Source organism: Pseudactinotalea sp. HY160 (assembly GCF_009372055.1).
Lineage (GTDB): Bacteria > Actinomycetota > Actinomycetes > Actinomycetales > Beutenbergiaceae > HY158.
Window position 1 is genome coordinate 41413 of sequence record NZ_WHMT01000007.1, and the last position, 16043, is coordinate 57455.

The 16043-nt window shown below is 71.2% G+C and carries 15 protein-coding genes; 9 read left to right on the forward strand and 6 right to left on the reverse strand.

Annotation, left to right across the window (positions count from 1 at the left end; genetic code table 11):
- Positions 1–82 precede the first annotated feature (82 nt).
- Positions 83–436, forward strand: coding sequence for a hypothetical protein (locus tag GCG21_RS08420; RefSeq protein WP_152819029.1), 354 nt, complete (start codon positions 83–85; stop codon positions 434–436).
- A gap of 86 nt (positions 437–522) precedes the next feature.
- Positions 523–2106: a protein kinase gene (locus GCG21_RS08425; protein WP_152819031.1), complete on the forward strand. Its 1584-nt coding sequence runs from the start codon at positions 523–525 to the stop codon at positions 2104–2106.
- 3 nt (positions 2107–2109) lie between these two features.
- Here the strand turns inward: GCG21_RS08425 and GCG21_RS08430 are convergent, their stop codons facing one another.
- From GCG21_RS08430 to GCG21_RS08445, 4 genes are all read right to left on the reverse strand, one after another.
- A complete protein-coding gene (locus GCG21_RS08430) occupies positions 2110–3003 on the reverse strand; it encodes a TIGR01777 family oxidoreductase (RefSeq protein WP_152819033.1) in 894 nt (297 codons plus the stop codon).
- An 86-nt stretch (positions 3004–3089) separates the two neighbouring features.
- A complete protein-coding gene (sucB, locus tag GCG21_RS08435) occupies positions 3090–4892 on the reverse strand; it encodes a 2-oxoglutarate dehydrogenase, E2 component, dihydrolipoamide succinyltransferase (RefSeq protein ID WP_152819035.1) in 1803 nt (600 codons plus the stop codon).
- Positions 4893–4916: 24 nt separating this feature from the next.
- Positions 4917–6284 carry a dihydrolipoyl dehydrogenase gene (gene lpdA / locus GCG21_RS08440; RefSeq protein WP_153878030.1) on the reverse strand — a complete coding sequence of 456 codons (1368 nt, stop codon included), beginning with the start codon at positions 6282–6284 and terminating at the stop codon, positions 4917–4919.
- A 167-nt stretch (positions 6285–6451) separates the two neighbouring features.
- The gene (locus GCG21_RS08445; RefSeq protein ID WP_370517409.1) at positions 6452–7966 is read right to left on the reverse strand and encodes a leucyl aminopeptidase; all 1515 of its coding nucleotides are present in this window, start codon (positions 7964–7966) and stop codon (positions 6452–6454) included.
- A 37-nt stretch (positions 7967–8003) separates the two neighbouring features.
- Here GCG21_RS08445 and GCG21_RS08450 point away from each other — a divergent pair, with 37 nt between their 5' ends.
- The 3 genes from GCG21_RS08450 to GCG21_RS08460 are packed head-to-tail and all read left to right on the forward strand — an operon-like array spanning position 8004 to position 9936.
- On the forward strand, positions 8004–8387 hold the full coding sequence (locus GCG21_RS08450; protein ID WP_152819037.1) for a hypothetical protein: 384 nt from the start codon (positions 8004–8006) through the stop codon (positions 8385–8387).
- On the forward strand, positions 8384–8911 hold the full coding sequence (locus GCG21_RS08455; protein WP_228760171.1) for a hypothetical protein: 528 nt from the start codon (positions 8384–8386) through the stop codon (positions 8909–8911). Before GCG21_RS08450 ends, GCG21_RS08455 begins: the two co-directional genes overlap by 4 nt.
- Positions 8908–9936 (forward strand): quinone-dependent dihydroorotate dehydrogenase, encoded by a 1029-nt coding sequence (locus tag GCG21_RS08460; protein WP_370517410.1) that lies wholly within the window; start codon positions 8908–8910, stop codon positions 9934–9936. Before GCG21_RS08455 ends, GCG21_RS08460 begins: the two co-directional genes overlap by 4 nt.
- Positions 9937–10148: 212 nt before the next feature.
- Here the strand turns inward: GCG21_RS08460 and GCG21_RS08465 are convergent, their stop codons facing one another.
- The gene (locus tag GCG21_RS08465) at positions 10149–11729 is read right to left on the reverse strand and encodes an HNH endonuclease signature motif containing protein (RefSeq protein ID WP_194165003.1); all 1581 of its coding nucleotides are present in this window, start codon (positions 11727–11729) and stop codon (positions 10149–10151) included.
- Between the two features lie 604 nt (positions 11730–12333).
- Positions 12334–12909, reverse strand: a complete 576-nt coding sequence (locus GCG21_RS08470) for a DUF3043 domain-containing protein (RefSeq protein WP_370517411.1) — start codon at positions 12907–12909, stop codon at positions 12334–12336.
- A 126-nt stretch (positions 12910–13035) separates the two neighbouring features.
- Between GCG21_RS08470 and GCG21_RS08475 the strand changes: the two genes are divergently transcribed.
- The 4 genes from GCG21_RS08475 to GCG21_RS08490 all read left to right on the forward strand — a co-directional run bounded on the left by GCG21_RS08475 (position 13036) and on the right by GCG21_RS08490 (position 16028).
- Positions 13036–13668: a DUF6318 family protein gene (locus tag GCG21_RS08475; protein WP_152819040.1), complete on the forward strand. Its 633-nt coding sequence runs from the start codon at positions 13036–13038 to the stop codon at positions 13666–13668.
- Between the two features lie 251 nt (positions 13669–13919).
- Positions 13920–14474: a PKD domain-containing protein gene (locus GCG21_RS08480; protein WP_194165004.1), complete on the forward strand. Its 555-nt coding sequence runs from the start codon at positions 13920–13922 to the stop codon at positions 14472–14474.
- An 82-nt stretch (positions 14475–14556) separates the two neighbouring features.
- Positions 14557–15186 (forward strand): DUF6318 family protein, encoded by a 630-nt coding sequence (locus tag GCG21_RS08485; RefSeq protein ID WP_152819043.1) that lies wholly within the window; start codon positions 14557–14559, stop codon positions 15184–15186.
- 287 nt (positions 15187–15473) lie between these two features.
- Positions 15474–16028 carry a PKD domain-containing protein gene (locus GCG21_RS08490; RefSeq protein ID WP_194165005.1) on the forward strand — a complete coding sequence of 185 codons (555 nt, stop codon included), beginning with the start codon at positions 15474–15476 and terminating at the stop codon, positions 16026–16028.
- Positions 16029–16043: the final 15 nt, after the last annotated feature.

Sequence of the window (16043 nt, forward strand, 5' to 3'; positions counted from 1 at the left end):
ACCGGGGAACGGCGACACGATTGCGCCCGGGCGCGGGCGTCGCTGTGGTGGTCGACACGCCCGGGGCGTAATCTCATGTCCCATGGACATCCAGTGCGCGGCGGTCGTCGTCTGCGTGCGCCCGGGGGAGGAGTGGCCCACAGCCGCGGGCGGACGACGCGTGGTCGCCGCGTATCTGCGCTCCCCTGCCGCGGGTGCCGGGCCTGCCGACACTGCCGGCCCTGCCGAGACTGCTGGCAGGGCCGGTCGAGTCGCGGTGTACGACTATCCGGCCGGCGTCTCCCCGGCCGGCGCCGTGGGCGAGATCGCGGACCGGCACCGCGGCGAGGCCGCGGTCGCGGTCATGACGGAGGAGGAGCTCGCCGCGCTCGGCGTCTCGAGCGGCACCGCCCTGGCCGTCGACTCGGAGGGCTTCGTCCGCACCACCGCCTCCTGAGCCCGCGTCGGGTCGACCGGACGGTGTGTCGGGGGAGTTCCTGTGGATAACGGCCACGGCCCGGTTCGATCGGATTCGATGGTGCCATGTCCGGATCGGCCCCGTTCCCGCTTCCCGCCGCCGCGGCGGCGGACCTTCGCGTGCTGGGGCCGCTGGGCTTCGGCATCGGTGGCACGCTGTGGTCGGCGGCCCTTCCGGGCGGGGAGCGGGTCGCCGTCCGGCACGTCGCGCCGCCCGAGTCCGGCCGGCTGCGTTCCCGCGAGCGGTTCGAGGCCCTGACCGAGGTGAGCAGCGCCCACATCGCCCGGGTGCGGGAGGTGCGCCCGGTCGAGGGCGGCCTGCTCGTCGTCTCCGATCTGGTGCCCGGGCCCACGCTGGCGACCGTGCGGGCCGGAACGGCGGGCCTGAGCAGGCCCGAGTGCTGGCGCCTGCTCGTGGACCTGTGCGAGGGCCTGGCGGCCCTGCACGCGCGCGGACTCATCCACGGTGACGTGGCCCCGGCGAACATCGTGCTGTGCCCGACGATGGGCGACGGCCGGGTGCGCGAGGCACCGGAGGTTCGCGGGGTCGACGAGGGGAACGAGGGGCACGAGGGGCACGAGGGGCACGGTGGCCATCGGGGAACGCGCCCGGTGCTGGTCGACCTCGGCGGCTCCGGCGACTGGGAGGACGGAACGGCCGGATTCCGTGCGCCGGAACTGCGCACGGGCGCGCCCGCGGGTGCGGCGGCCGACGTCTGGTCCGCCGCGACGGTGGCCCTGTGGGCGGTGGCGGAGCACGAGCGTGCCCGGCTGAGCGCGGAGCTCGCGGCAGCGCTGGCCGCCGAGCCCGCCGCCCGGCCCACGGCGCGGGCGCTGCTCGACACCGGCCGAACCGTGGCGGAGGAGACGATCGAGATCCCGGACCCGGCCGGCCTGGCCCGGGCACGTCTGCGGGAGCAGGCCCAGCGAGATCCCACCCGGCTCGCCCGCGGCCACCGTGCCCGCCGTGCCCACCGTCCCCGCCGTGCCCCCAGCACCCGTCCCATTCGCCGTGCCGATCGGCACCGCCGACGACCCCGGCGCGACCCGGCCCGCAGCCCTGAGCGACCCCAGCTGCCCCACCTACCCCACCGGCGCGACCGGCAGGACCGCCAGGACGAGTACCACCGACGCCGGATCGTCCGGCTCGCGCGGGTCGTGGCGATCGCGGTCACGGCGGTCGCCGTCGCCCTCGGGGCGGGAACCATCGCCGGCGGCCCCGAACGGGCGCCCACCGGTTCCCAGGTGGGCCGGAGCGACGCCCCCGCGTCCACGGTCGGGCCGGCGGACGCCGTCCGTGCGCTCACACGACTACGAGACGCCGCCCTGAACGACGGCGACGGCCCGGCGCTACTCCGGCTCGCCGCGCCGGGCTCGCCCGCGGAACGGGGCGACGCCGCCCTGGCGGAGGCGTTGAGGCGGCGCCACCCGCTCGATCTGGAGACCCGGACGGAGGTCGTCGCGGTCGGCGGTTCGGCCGCGGCTCCACGGGTCCGAGTCCTGCTTAGTCAGGAGAAGCACGAGCGGGTCGACGCGGCGGGCCGCACCTGGCAGGTGGCGGGCAGCGGGGCGAGGTGCGTCGAGCTGGAACTGTCCACGTCGGCGGGCCGCTGGCGGGTGTGGGAGGTGGAGGCCTGCGGAATCGGCTGAGGGTCAGCGGCGCATGACGGCGCGGGCGGCGGAGTCCACCTCCGGATGGACGAAGGAGTAGCCCAGCTCGGTCAGCACGTGCGGCACGGCGCGTTGGGAGCGGAGGATCTCCTCGCCGAACCCGTCGAGTGCGACCCGCAGGGCCCAGCCCGGCGCCCGGATGAGGGAGGGGCGGTGGGCGGCCCGGGCGAGTGCGGCGATGACGTCGCGGTTGCGGCTCGGGTGGGGCGCGGTGAGATTGACGGGGCCGACGTGATCGCTCTCGAGCACATGGATCACGGCGCCGACCCAGTCGTCGACGTGGATCCAGGCCCACCACTGCGTGCCCGGGCCGAGGGGGCCCGCCAGTCCCAGCTTGATGAGCGGGAAGAGCGGGCCCATGGCGCCGCCGTGGGGGCTGAGCACGATGCCCGTGCGGAGCGTGACCACCTCGGCCCCGGCCTCCCGCGCCGGCCCGGCCGCCGCCTCCCAGGCGCGGCACAGGTGGGCCAGTGGCGTGGAGCCGGCGGGCATCGACTCGGTGAGGTCGTGCTCGCCGCCGTCGCCGTACCAGCCGATCGCCCCCGCCTGGAGGTAGCGGATCCGGGAGCCACCGGCCGCCTTTCGGGCGATCGCCCGGGCGAGGGTCGACGTGGGACCGACCCGGGAGTCGAGGAGCAGCCGCTTGCGGGCGCGGGTCCAGCGGCGGTCCGAGACCCCGGCCCCGCCGAGGTTGATCACGGCGCTCACGCCGTCGAGGACTTCCCCGTCGAGGTCGCGGGAGGGGTCCCAGCGGACCTGGCCGGGCGCGGTGGGCTCGCGGCGCACGAGCCGGCGTATCGTCTGCCCGCGCGCGGCGAGCGATCGGGTCAGCGCGGATCCGAGGAGGCCGGAGGCGCCGGCGAGGAGGACGACCATGGTCGCGACCCTATCCGAGGACATGCCGAAGGGGACCCCGCGTGGTGCGGGGTCCCCTTCGAGTCGGTGCGCCGGTGCGCGGAGGGTCAGAGGCCCAGGTCGGCCTCGAACGCGCCCTCTTCGAGCCGGTTCTTGATCGCGGTGAGGAATCGCGCCGCGTCGGCGCCGTCCACGAGCCGGTGGTCGTAGGAGATCGCGAGGTAGACCATGTGGCGGATCGCGATCATGTCGGCGCCGTAGTCGTCGGCGACGACGACGGGCCGCTTGACGATCGTGCCGACACCGAGGATGCCGACCTGCGGCTGCAGCAGGATCGGGGTGTCGAAGAGCGCCCCGCCGCTGCCGGTGTTCGTGATCGTGAACGTGCCGCCGCTCAGCTCGTCCGGTCCGGCCTTGTTCGACCGGGTCCGGGCGGCGAGGTCGCCGATCTTCCGGGCGAACCCACCGATGTTCAGGTCGCCGGCGTCCTTGATCACGGGCACCACGAGGCCGCGCTCGGTGTCGACCGCGATGCCGAGGTTCTCGGAGCCGTGGTAGACGATCTCGTCGCCGTCGATGCTCGCGTTGAGCTTCGGGTAGGCCTTGAGCGCCTCGGTCGCGGCGAGCGTGAAGAACGGCAGGTAGGTGAGCTTGGCGCCCTCCCGGGCCAGGAACTCGTCCTTCGCGCGGGCCCGGAGACGGGCCACGTTGGTCATGTCGACCTCGAGCACGGTGGTGAGCTGCGCGCTCGTCTGCAGCGACTCCACCATCCGGGACGCGACGACCTTACGGAGCCGGGACATGGGCTCGCGGGTGCCGCGCAGCGGCGAGACCGGCTGCTTCGTGCTCGGCTTGGCCGGGGCCGAGGATGCCGCCGGGGCAGCCGCCGACTGGGTCGACCGGGCTGCCTGGGCGGCTTCGGCCGCCTTGCGGGACTCGGCAGCCTCGAGCACGTCCTGCTTGCGGATCCGTCCGCCGACGCCGGTGCCGGTCACCGACGACAGGTCCACGCCGTTGTCCGCGGCGAGCTTGCGCACGAGCGGGGTCACGTAGGACGACGCGGCCACGGCCGCCGGCGCCGGTGTGCTCGGAGCGGCAGCGGACGCGGCAGGAGCCGCGGGTGCCGGAGCGGGAGCCGAGGCGGCGGGTGCGGCGGGCGCCGGAGCCGCCGAGGCGGCAGGTGCTGCGGGTGCCGAGGCGGCCGGCGCGGCACTGGCCGGGGCGGATGGTGCCGACGCGGCGGGGGCCGGGGCTCCGGAGCCGACGTAGGCGAGGGTCGTGCCGACCTCGACGGTCTCGTCCTCCCCGACGACGATCTCCAGCAGGGTGCCCTCGACCGGCGAGGGGACCTCGGTGTCGACCTTGTCGGTCGCCACCTCGAGCAGCGGCTCGTCCAGAGCGACGTCCTCGCCGACGGCCTTGAGCCAGCGCGTCACGGTTCCCTCGGTCACACTCTCACCGAGGGCCGGCATCGTGATGGCCTCACCGCTGCTGCCGCCGCCGGCGGGGGCGGACGGCTCGGCGGGAGCGGATTGTTCGGCGGGAGCGGGGGCCGCTGCCGCGGCGGCGGGCGCCGACGCCGGTGCTGATTGCGGTGCCGGCTCCGGGGCCGAGGGGGAGGCCGGGGCGGACTGCGCGGGCTCGGCGGGAGCGGACTCCGCGCCGGCGCCGGAGCCGTCGCCGATGAGGACCAGGTCGGTCCCGACCTCGACGGTCTCGTCCTCCTCCACGAGGATCTTCTCGATCACGCCGGCGACCGGGGAGGGAACTTCGGTGTCGACCTTGTCGGTCGCGACCTCGAGCAGCGGCTCGTCGACCTCGATGGTGTCACCCACGGACTTCAGCCAACGGGTGACGGTGCCTTCGGTGACGCTCTCGCCGAGGGCCGGCATCTTCACAGACTGTGACATGAGGATGAGTCTCCTTTGCGGACTTCAGTTGTGGGAGTGCAGCGGCTTGCCGGCGAGTGCCAGCGCGGCCTCGCCCAGGGCCTCGTTCTGCGTCGGGTGGGCGTGGATGAGGTTGGCCACGTCTTCGGGGTAGGCCTCCCAGTTGACGATGAGCTGCCCCTCTCCGACCTGCTCACCCATGCGGGTGCCGAGCATGTGGACGCCGACGATCGGGCCGTCCTTGGCGCGGACGAGCTTGACGAAGCCGGTCGTGCCGAGGATGGAGCTCTTGCCGTTGCCGGCGAGGTTGTACTCGACGGTCTCGACCTCGCCGTGGGCCTCCTTGGCCTCGGCCTCGGTCAGGCCGACGGAGGCGACCTCGGGCTCGCAGTAGGTGACGCGGGGGATTCCCGACTCGACGATCGGCATCGGGTTCAGCCCGGCGATGTGCTCGGCCACGAAGATGCCGTGCGCGAATCCGCGGTGGGCGAGCTGCAGGCCCGGAGTGATGTCTCCGACGGCGTAGATGTTGCCGACGCCGGTGTGGAGGTTGTCGTCGGTGAGCACGAAACCGCGCTCCATGCGCAGGCCCTGCGCCTCGTAGCCGAGGTCGGCCGTGGCGGGGCCGCGGCCGACGGCCACGAGCAGCACCTCGGCCTCGAGGGTCGTGCCGTCCTCGAGGCTGACGACGACGCCCTGGTCGTTCTGCTCGACGCCGGCGAAACGGACGCCGGTCGATGCCTTGATGCCGCGCTTGCGGAACGCCCGCTCGAGGCCCTTGCTCAGCGCGATGTCCTCGTTCGGTACGAGGTTCGGCAGCGCCTCGACCACGGTCACCTCGGCGCCGAAGGAGCGCCAGACGCTGGCGAACTCCACCCCGATGACGCCGCCCCCGAGGATGACGGCGCTGCCCGGGACGTAGTCGAGGGTGAGCGCCTGATCCGAGGTGATGACCCGGCCGCCGATCTCCAGGCCCGGCAGCGATCGCGCGTAGGAGCCGGAGGCGAGCACGATGTTCTTGCCCGTGAGGGTGCGGTCGCCGACCTGCACGGTGTTCGGGCCGGTCAGGGTGCCCCAGCCCTGCACGAGCTCCACCTTGCGGGCGGAGACGAGACCGGCGAGGCCCTTGTACAGGCGGGAGACGACCCCGTCCTTATAGCTGTTCACCTTGGGCATGTCGATGCCTTCGAACGTGGCCTGCACGCCGAAGTCGCCGCTCGACTTGGCCGAATCGGCCACTTCCGCCGCATGCAGCAACGCCTTCGTGGGGATACAGCCGCGGTGGAGGCACGTGCCGCCCACCTTGTCGGCTTCCACCAGGGCAACGCTCATTCCGAGCTCGGCTCCCCGAAGGGCCGCGGCATAACCGCCGCTGCCGGCGCCCAGGATGACGAGGTCGTAGGTCTGGCTCACGCTCGCTCCTCAGTTCTCCCGCGGCGATCCGCCGCTCTATGGGATTGTGTCAGACCGGTGCGGTCGAGTGTCGCCGTCCACACCGATGGTCGTTCTGCTCCAGTCCATCTTGTCATCACCGGCACTGGGCCCCCAGCTCTATGGAGTGGCGATCTGGGTGGGATGCGTCACGCGGCCCGGCGGGCCGCATTCTCCAGGAGTGTCAGCAGCGTGCGCACCCCGGCGCCCGTGCCGCCCTCGGCCTCGTAGTGGCGCGGCTTGCCGCTGTTGAACGAGGGGCCCGCGATGTCGAGGTGCGCCCACGGCCGCGAGCCCGTGAACTCCTTGAGGAAGAGGCCGGCCACGAGCATGCCCCCGAACCGCTCACCGATATTGGCCAGGTCGGCCACGGCCGAGTCGAGGGAGGCGCGCAACGCGACCGGCAGCGGCATCGGCCACATCTGCTCGCCGGCGGCATCCGCGGCCGCGATCACGTGCTCGCGGGCGTCGTCGGTGCCCATGACCGCACTCACCTGGTTGCCGAGCGCGACCATCTGCGCACCCGTCAACGTGGCGATGTCGACGACCACGTCCGGATCCTCCTCGCCCGCGGCCACGAGTGCGTCGGCGAGCACGAGGCGGCCCTCGGCGTCGGTGTTGAGCACCTCGACGGTCGTGCCGCCCCGGATGGTGATGACGTCGGAGGGACGCTGGGCCGTTCCCGAGGGCATGTTCTCGGCGAGCGCGAGCCAGCCGGTCACGCGCACACCCACGCCCAGCGCGGCGGCGGCGAGGACGGTGTGCAGCACCGCCGCGGCGCCCGCCATGTCGGACTTCATGGTCTCCATCCCCGCGGCGGGCTTGATCGAGAGCCCGCCCGAGTCGAACGTGATGCCCTTGCCCACGAGCGCGTAGTGTGCGGCCGGCTTGGCGGGGGTGTAGCTCAGCTTGACCAGGCGCGGACCGCGCTGCGACCCCTGGCCGACGCCGACGAGGCCGCCGTAACCACCCGCGCGCAGGTCGTCGCCCGCGACCACGGTCATCTTGATCCCCGTGCCCTTGACGAGGGCGCGCGCACGATCGGCGAAGCTCTCGGGGAACAGCACGTTCGGCGGGGTGTTGACCAGGTCGCGGGTGCCGTGGACGGCGGCGGCGACGACCTGGGCGCGGGCCAGGGCGTCCTTGGTCTGCTTGGGCTTGAGTGGGGTGGCGACCGTCACGTGGCCGAGGGGGAGTGTGCCTTCGGACGACGCCGCGCGGCTCTTCCCGCCCCTCGCCTCGAGCTCGGGGCGCAGCCGGTAGGCGCCGAGGAGGGCGCCCTCGGCGACCGCGCCGAGCTGCTCGGGGGAGTTGGCCGGCAGCGCGAGCACGGCGCCGTCCCTGCCCGGGAGTGCGCGGGTGGCGGCGCCGGCGGCGCGGCGCAGGCTCTCGAGCGAGGGCTCCTCGGCCTCCGCGAGATCGCCGAGGCCGGTGAAGGCCACGAGCCGGGCGGCGACCGGCTCCGGGGCGGGCATTCGGACGACCTCGTCGGCCTTCCCGGTCACCTCGAGCACGTCGATCGCCTGCTCCAGCGCCGCGCGGGCGGCGGGGGCGAACATGCCGGCGTTCACCAGGCGCGCGGTGGTGCCCGCGGCGACCGCCACCACCAGGGCGTCGGCGCTCACTCGAGCCGGATCCTTCGAAGTCACATCGATGTTGGTCACCGGGTCATCCTAGGCGAGTCCACTAGGATCATCGGTTGTGCCGTTCCTCAACTGGATTCTCTTCGCCTGTTCCCTGGGCCTGGCGGCGTGGGCCGGTCTGCGCACCGCCCGCGATCAGCCCGTCGTCTTCAAGCAACTCATCGTCGCCGGCGGGATCCTCGTGCTCCTGTTCGCCACGATGATCGTCGCCGGCATCCAGCTCGGCCGCGGCCACGAGATCGCCGACGGGGTCACCTTCTGGGGCTACTTCATCGCGGCGGCGCTGCTGTTCCCGCTCGCCGGGGTGTGGGCGATCGCCGAGCGGACGAGGTGGAGTTCGGTCGTGCTCATCGTGGCGGGGGTCGCCTTCGCCGTCGTGCAGCTGCGCCTGCTGCAGCTGTGGGGCACGCTCGGCGCGATCACCCAGATCGGTGCCCCGTGAACGCCCCGCTCGACGGCGACCCCGCGGCCGGCGCCGCCGTACCCGACACCCGCAGGCCCGCCTACGGCGCCGGCCGGGCGCTCATCGCCGCCTACGGCGTGTTCGCCCTGGCGGCGAGCGCGCGGGCGAGCGTGCAGTTGATCCGGGACTCCTCGGAGGCACCGCTGGCGTACACGCTGTCGGCCTTCTCCGCGCTCGTGTACATCGCGGCCACGATCGCCCTCGCCCACAACGGCAGGCGGATGCGCCGCGTGGGCTGGATCGCGGTGGCGATCGAACTGGTCGGCGTGGTGCTCGTAGGCACTCTCAGCCTCACCCATCCCGAACTGTTCCAGCACGACTCGGTGTGGTCGTTGTACGGGCGCGGCTACGGATTCGTGCCGCTCGTGCTGCCGGTGCTCGGCATCACCTGGTTGTGGCGGTCGAGCCCCGGTCGGATAGCGGCCGGCGACACCCATCGCTCGGGCCGGGCGGGCGCCGTCCGTCAGCGTGCGAATCGAGACGAACGACAGGAGAAGGCGTGAGCCCCTATCGGAAGCTGTTCGACAAGGTCCTCGTGCGGATGGATCCCGAACGCGCCCACCACGGTGCGGCCGCGCTCATCGCGGCCGCCGGGAGGGCGCCGCTGCGACCCGTCGTCTCGGCGGCCCTGACCCGCACGGACGGTACGCCCGGTGGCGCCACGCGGGCGTGGGGCCGGGAGCTGGCCGGGCCGCTGGGGATCGCGGCCGGGTTCGACAAGGACGCCCGGATGGCGCTCGGGCTCGCGGCGATGGGGTTCGCGTTCGTCGAGGTCGGCACCGTGACGGCGCGGCCGCAGCCCGGGAACGAGCGTCCGCGGATGTTCCGTTTTCCGCAGGAGCGGGCGATCGTCAACCGGATGGGCTTCAACAACGAGGGCGCGGTCGCCGCGGCCGCACGGCTGCGGCGACTGCGGCGCACCCCGGCGGGCAAGGCGCTCGTGCTCGGGGCGAATATCGGCAAGTCGAAGGTGACACCGGCGAGCGAGGCCGTCGGGGACTACGTGTTCAGCGCACGCCGGCTCGCCCCGTTCGTGGACTATCTCGTGGTGAACGTGTCGTCGCCGAACACGCCGGGGCTGCGGGACCTGCAGGCCACCGAGTCCCTGCGGCCGATCCTGGACGCCGTGACTCAGCAGGCGGCGTATGCGGCGGGGCGAGACGTGCCGGTGCTGGTGAAGATCGCCCCGGACCTGGCCGATGCCGATATCGACGCGGTCGCGGACCTGGCGCGCGAGCTCGGCCTGGCGGGCGTGAGCGCCGTGAACACGACGATCGACCACGACCACGGCGCGGGCGGAATGAGTGGCCCGCTGCTCCTCGAGCGCGGACTCACCGTGGTCTCCCGGCTGCGCCGGCGGCTCGGCGTGGGACCGTTGATCATCGGAATGGGCGGGATCAGCTCGGCCACCGACGTGCGCGCCTACCTCGCGGCCGGCGCCGACCTGACACAGGCCTACACCGGCTTCATCTACGGGGGCCCGACCTGGCCCGGGCGGATCAACAGGGAGGCCGCGGGGCCTCGCTGAGCCGCTGAGGAACTGAGTAGCGGGGCCACGAGGCCACTGAGAAACTGGCCCACTGGCCCACTGGCCCACTGGGCCACGGCGAATCCTGCGGCGACCCTGCGCGAGCGCTCCCGAGCGGTGGGTCGCAGCAGCCCGTCCGAGCAGTGGCCCCGGGTAGTGGTCCCGGGTAGGGGTCCCGAGGTCGACATCAGTGCCGCGGGGGCGAGCCCGCGTCAGCGGGGTCGGCGTGTTCGGGTGCCGTGTTCGGGTGCCGTGATCGTGCTGCCGTCGATGCGGGTGAAACGCCAGTGGCCGTCGCGGCGGGCGATCGTGATCTCGCGCCGGTGGACGAGCTCGTGATGGGTCCAGCACAGGAGGATCCCGTGGCTCACGGCGGTGGGGCCGTCGTGTCTTCCCCACCACAGCGAGTGGTGGATCTCGCCGAATCCCGGTGGTTCGTAGCAGCCTGGATACTGACAATGTCGATCCCGAGCGATGACCGCGCGGGCCTGATTCGCCGGGAAGATGCGCTGTTCGCGGCCGACGTCCAGCACCGTGGACTCTGGACCGAACACGACCCGGGCCAGGGACGAATCACAGGCGAACCGGGCCAGTTGCGCCGGTGCCAACGGCGTTCCGTCGGGGAAGGTCGCCGGCTCCAGTCCGCGCATCCGCCCGGTGTCGAGCCGAGTGGAGATCACGGCGTCGTCTTCGGACGCTCGGGCCCGCGCCCACGTGTCCTCCGTGTCCTCAGCGTCTCCCATGGCCCCCGTGGCCTCCGTCTCCTCAGGGGGGTGCGTCGTGTCGGACTGCGGCGCGCCGGGGTCGGCACTGCCGACAGTGCCGACATTGCCGACACTGCCGGCGGCGGCGACCATGGCCTCAAGGGTGAGCCAGGGGACCGTGATGGTCAGGTGGGGCCGAATCCGAGCGGAGGACTGCTGCCGCCCGGCGGTGAGCGATTCCTGCGCGAGGGAGGTGAGGGCTGCGGCGCGTCGTTGCGCGGGGGTGCGGGCGTCGTCAGCGCTGGGCCGGCACAGGTGCGCCGAGAGCGCCTCCTGCACGAGGCGCCCGCTTCCGGGGTCGAGCCAGCCGGTCAGGTGATAGCCGCCGGTGGTCTCGGCCAACGTGACCTGCTCCTTCGCGCCGTCCTCGCGCCAGGCGCGGTCCGCCGCCTGCGGATCGGCGGCGATCGCCCAGGCCTGGCCGATCCGGGCGAACGCGGTGGCGTCGAGACCCCGGGCATGACTCAGGAGGAAGTCCTCTCCGGCCTCGTCGCTGCGGAGCTGTTCGCGCATCCGCCCGGTCCGCGTGGTCTCGCGTACGAGAACAGCGACGTGGTCGGCGCCGACCTGCCCGGCGCGCAGCGCGTCGAATGTACCCGGGAGGTGGTCGCGCAGGCTGCGCGCGGTCCGCACCGTCCGCAGCGCGCTCCCGCGGCTGGCACCCGTATGGGTCTGGAGCCAGACCGGCAGGGTCCGCGACCCGTCCAGAGCCCACAGTCCGTCGGATTCGGCAGCGGCGGTCACCCGTGCCTGCAGTGCCTCGAGCCGGCGGGTCAGCTGCTCCACGCCGGTGAGGGCATCGAGCGCGGACTGCCCCGGGGCGCCGGCCCAGTCCAGTCCGGCCAGGGCCTCCACCTCGTCCGTGAGCCGTTCCAGGGCGGCGACCGCGGCGGCGTCTGCCACCTGACCGTCGCGCCGGCGAACTGCGGTGTCACCCGTGCTGAGGTCCTCGTCCGGGGACTCGGTCACACGACTGTCCCCCGATGCGGGGCGGTCGCCCGGCGCGGAGCCGGGCCTCACGATCGTCATGATCACCACGCTCCTTTCGCCTCCGTCAGCGGGAACCATCACCATCCATACTATCGAACAGATGTGCTAATCACAAGGGTTGGCGCGATATCGACCCGAGACAGTCTCGCCACGACCGTGTACCCCGCGGCGCGCCCCCGTTCCGCTGCCCGACTCGCATCAAGGGCCGGCGGGATCAGGACGCGATCGGCTTGTGAGACGGCGCCGGGCAGGCCGGACTTCGAGCGACACCTGGTCAACTCCCGCGTCGCGTGACGTCGACCCCACCCTCCCGGAGACGTGGGCGGTCGATCACGATGCCACGGACGCGCTGGTGCGAGTGCCCGCGGGACCAGCGCGCATGCGAGAGGGTGGGAGAGCGTCGTCTCGGCCTCCCGACACCACGGGGCGACGTGAACAGGGTGAGCCGCGGGCCCGCCCGGCCTACCCGACGACCGGAGCCGTGGACTCACGCGCGAGGGCGCGCATGAGCCGACCGCCGCCGGCCGCAGCCGGCGCGCCGCCGGGGGTACGGCGGGCTACCCCATGCGACGGGGGTCGACCGCACGAGGCCGCGGGCGTCGTCCGTACGCGTGAGCGAGGACCGGAACCGGTCGCCTCCCGCTCAGTGCGGGAACTCGCCCCTCTTGACCTGCGGCTTGGGCAGGCGCATCCGGCGCATCTGCATCGCGCGGCCCACCGCGTACATGTGGGTGCCCCGCACCGACCCGAACTTCTTGATCAGTTCCTTCTTGATCGCGAACGAGACCCAGACGGCGTGGGCGAGGGTGGCCAGCACCACGACGTAGAGAGCGATGAGGATGAGGACGCCCGCCTCGGGGGAGAGGACGCTCTGGGCCACGAGGAGCACGAGCACGATCACGAGGGTCAGCGGGAAGAACCACTCGCCGAGCATGAATCGGGCGTCGACGGAGTCGCGGATATAGCGCCGGACGGGGCCGCGGTGGGCCGCAGGGAGATGTTGCTCATCGCCCGTGACCAGGGCCTCGTTCACCTTCATGCGCTCGATCCGTGCCGCTTCGCGTGCCGCGCGCTTGTCGGCCTTCGGATCCGCCGAGATCAGGGGAGAGCGATTGCGAGCCTCCGCCTCCTTGCGGGAGGGCGTGGGGCGGCCCTTCCCGCCGAGCAGGGGCGTCTCTTCAACCGGGGCGGCCTCAGCCGACTTCTTGCGTCCGAACACACGGCCAGTCTACTGGGCATGTGGGCCGGGGCAGACGGCGAGGTTGTGCGCCCGGTGGCCGACGAGGTTGTGCACAGGGGCCGTCGGCGTGCTGCGGGATCGGGTCGGATTGTCTACCGTGGGGTGATGCTGACCAGAGTCGGGAGCAGACGAACGGGGATCGCGGCGACGATCCTCGCGGGGACCATGCTGGTGACGGGCTGCTCGGGCGGCGACGAGCCGTCGGCCGGCCCGCCGACCACAGACACGGCAGGCCCGACGACGACGGAGCCACCGACGACCGAGCAGACGACGCCCAACGAGGAGCCGGTACCCGAACCGAATCCGCTCCCCAAACCGGAACGCCCCGCCGCGATGGACGACACCGGTGCAAAGGGCGCCATCGCCGCAGCCGAATACTTTCTCGAGCTTCACAATTACGCCGCCTCCACTGGAGATATATCCGACTTTCAAGCTATGGGCCGTGACGCGTGCGATTTCTGCAACGCGATGACCGCAACATTTAAGGACGTTTACAGTAACGATGGTTGGATTGTTGGAATATCGGCTCATATTTCTAACCCGGTCGCCACTCGCACCATTGATGACTTGGCATATGAGGTAGCTTTCGACTTAAATCTTGACAGCGGAGCCTCCTACACGAACGAGGGTCTAGTCAAACGATACGGTGAAAGCCAAGAGGTCGGCACACGTATCGTCGTTCAACATTTTGCGGATTGGCAGGTCGTGGCTCTCTTTTCGGGAACGGAGATAGAATGATCCGCGCTCTGGCAGTTGCGATGACACTCGTGGGGATCGCCGGGCTCGGGCTAGATACCAGCTTCGACGACTGGGATGACCCCGATACGGCGTGGAAAGGGAACACTGACGGCGACCAAGCGACGATAGGAATTGGCGAGGTCGACCAGCATAATCCTGGTGCTGATCGGAGCGCCGGCGGTGCGCCGGATTGGGAGCCTGGTGGTGCTGCGGTGGATGAGCCGGGCGATCCGGTGGATGCGGATCGGTGGTTGTCGCAGTGTTCGAGTCTGGGGGACCGGTTGTACTGCGGGATCGAGTTCGAGCTGAACTCGGACGACCCGTGGGCCGCGGGCCCACCGGAGGAGCCGATCGACATCGTCGCTGCGGTGCTGGCACGAATCGAACTGGCGACGTTCACGATCGAGCCGTCACCGATCCACGTCCAGCCCGCCGGTGGCCAGGTGCTGGTGGGGATGTACACGATCTTCTACACCGAACCGGCGGTTCAGCGCTTCTCCACGACCCTGCTCGATCGCCGTGTCGTGCTCGAGGTCGAACCCGTCCAGTACGTATGGGACTTCGGCGACGACACCGCCCCGGTCACCACGACCGACCCGGGCCAGGCCTACCCGCAGCACACAATCACCCACACCTACACCTCCCCGGCCACCGTGACCCCCGAACTCGCGACCCGCTGGGTCGGACGCGTCTGGATCGAGGGAATCGGAGGCTGGTTCGCCGTCCGCGGCCAAGGCCTCACCACCGGCCACGGCACCCCGATCGAGACCATCACCAAACAAAACCGCCTCGTCGCCGGTCGGTGACGCTCGCACTGATCTGGGCCAAGCTGTCCACAGGGCAGCCGGGGTGGCTGCGAGATCGACCCCGAGTGTCTACCGTGGGGTGATGCTGACCAGAGTCGGGAGCAGACGAACGGGGATCGCGGCGACGATCCTCGCGGGGACCATGCTGCTGACAGGCTGCTCGGGCGGCGACGAGTCGTCGGCCGGCCCGCCGACCACAGACACGGCAGGCCCGACGACGACGGAGACACCGACGACCGAGCAGACGACGCCCAACGAGGAGCCGGTACCCGAACCGAATCCGCTTCCCAAACCGGAACGGCCCGCCGCGATGGACGACACCGGCGCAAAGGGCGCCATCGCCGCAGCCGAATACTTCTTCGACCTGTACAACTATGTTCAGTCCACGGGAGAGACCGAACTACTCGAATCTATCTCGACACCCCGATGCACGGCCTGCAGTAGCCTACGTGAGCGAGTGTCAGAGATATACGCAAATGGTGGGTATATGGTCGGCGGTGGAACAATACTCGCAGACGTAAACGCCGAACCAACGATTGACGGGCTTGCCTGGGAGGTCACATACGACATGATCGTTGCAGACATGCAGGTAGTGCATGGAGACGGGCGCAACGATACCTACACCGCCACGCAATACCCCGGCGCACGCATGGGGGCGCAAATAATCGGACACGACTGGAAGATTCTCGAGATCTATGCGAGTTCGTCATGAAATCAGCGCCAGCAACGACCACTCTCTTGATATTGGGAACTGCAATATCGACGGCGTTCGCGCCGCACAGCATTCCAGCGATTAAGTCGCCGGAGCCCCCACCGCCAAAGGAATGGTTTGATCCGAGTCTAACGAAGGATCAAGCTCAAATTCTTGGCACTCCCGTGAAGGAAGGCGCTCAGGAAGCTCGTTCCTCTTCAGGGGATGGGAATAGCGGTGCGCCGGATTGGGAGCCTGGTGGTGCTGCGGTGGATGAGCCGGGCGATCCGGTGGATGCGGATCGGTGGTTGTCGCAGTGTTCGAGTCTGGGGGACCGGTTGTACTGCGGGATCGAGTTCGAGCTGAACTCGGACGACCCGTGGGCCGCGGGCCCACCGGAGGAGCCGATCGACATCGTCGCTGCGGTGCTGGCACGAATCGAGCTGGCGACGTTCACGATCGAGCCGTCACCGATCCACGTCCAGCCCGCCGGTGGCCAGGTGCTGGTGGGGATGTACACGATCTTCTACACCGAACCGGTGGTTCAGCGCTTCTCCACGAGGCTGCTCGATCGCCGTGTCGTGCTCGAGGTCGAGCCCGTCCAGTACGTATGGGACTTCGGCGACGACACCGCCCCGGTCACCGCGACCGACCCGGGCCAGGCCTACCCGCAGCACACGATCACCCACACCTACACCTCCCCGGCCACCGTGACCCCCGAACTCGCGACCCGCTGGGTCGGACGCGTCTGGATCGAGGGAATCGGAGGCTGGTTCGCCGTCCGCGGCCAAGGCCTCACCACCGGCCACGGCACCCCGATCGAGACCATCACCAAACAAAACCGCCTCGTCGCGGGGGAGTAGCCGCCACCGATGTCC

Bases quoted from the DNA above. Each gene is read 5' to 3' on its own strand.
- GCG21_RS08430 (WP_152819033.1), bottom strand. From the start codon at position 3,003: ATGGTCGTCCTCCTCGCCGGCGCCTCCGGCCTCCTCGGATCCGCGCTG.
- GCG21_RS08485 (WP_152819043.1), top strand. From the start codon at position 14,557: ATGCTGACCAGAGTCGGGAGCAGACGAACGGGGATCGCGGCGACGATC.
- sucB (WP_152819035.1), bottom strand. From the start codon at position 4,892: ATGTCACAGTCTGTGAAGATGCCGGCCCTCGGCGAGAGCGTCACCGAA.
- GCG21_RS08420 (WP_152819029.1), top strand. From the start codon at position 83: ATGGACATCCAGTGCGCGGCGGTCGTCGTCTGCGTGCGCCCGGGGGAG.
- GCG21_RS08475 (WP_152819040.1), top strand. From the start codon at position 13,036: ATGCTGACCAGAGTCGGGAGCAGACGAACGGGGATCGCGGCGACGATC.
- GCG21_RS08465 (WP_194165003.1), bottom strand. From the start codon at position 11,729: ATGACGATCGTGAGGCCCGGCTCCGCGCCGGGCGACCGCCCCGCATCG.
- GCG21_RS08425 (WP_152819031.1), top strand. From the start codon at position 523: ATGTCCGGATCGGCCCCGTTCCCGCTTCCCGCCGCCGCGGCGGCGGAC.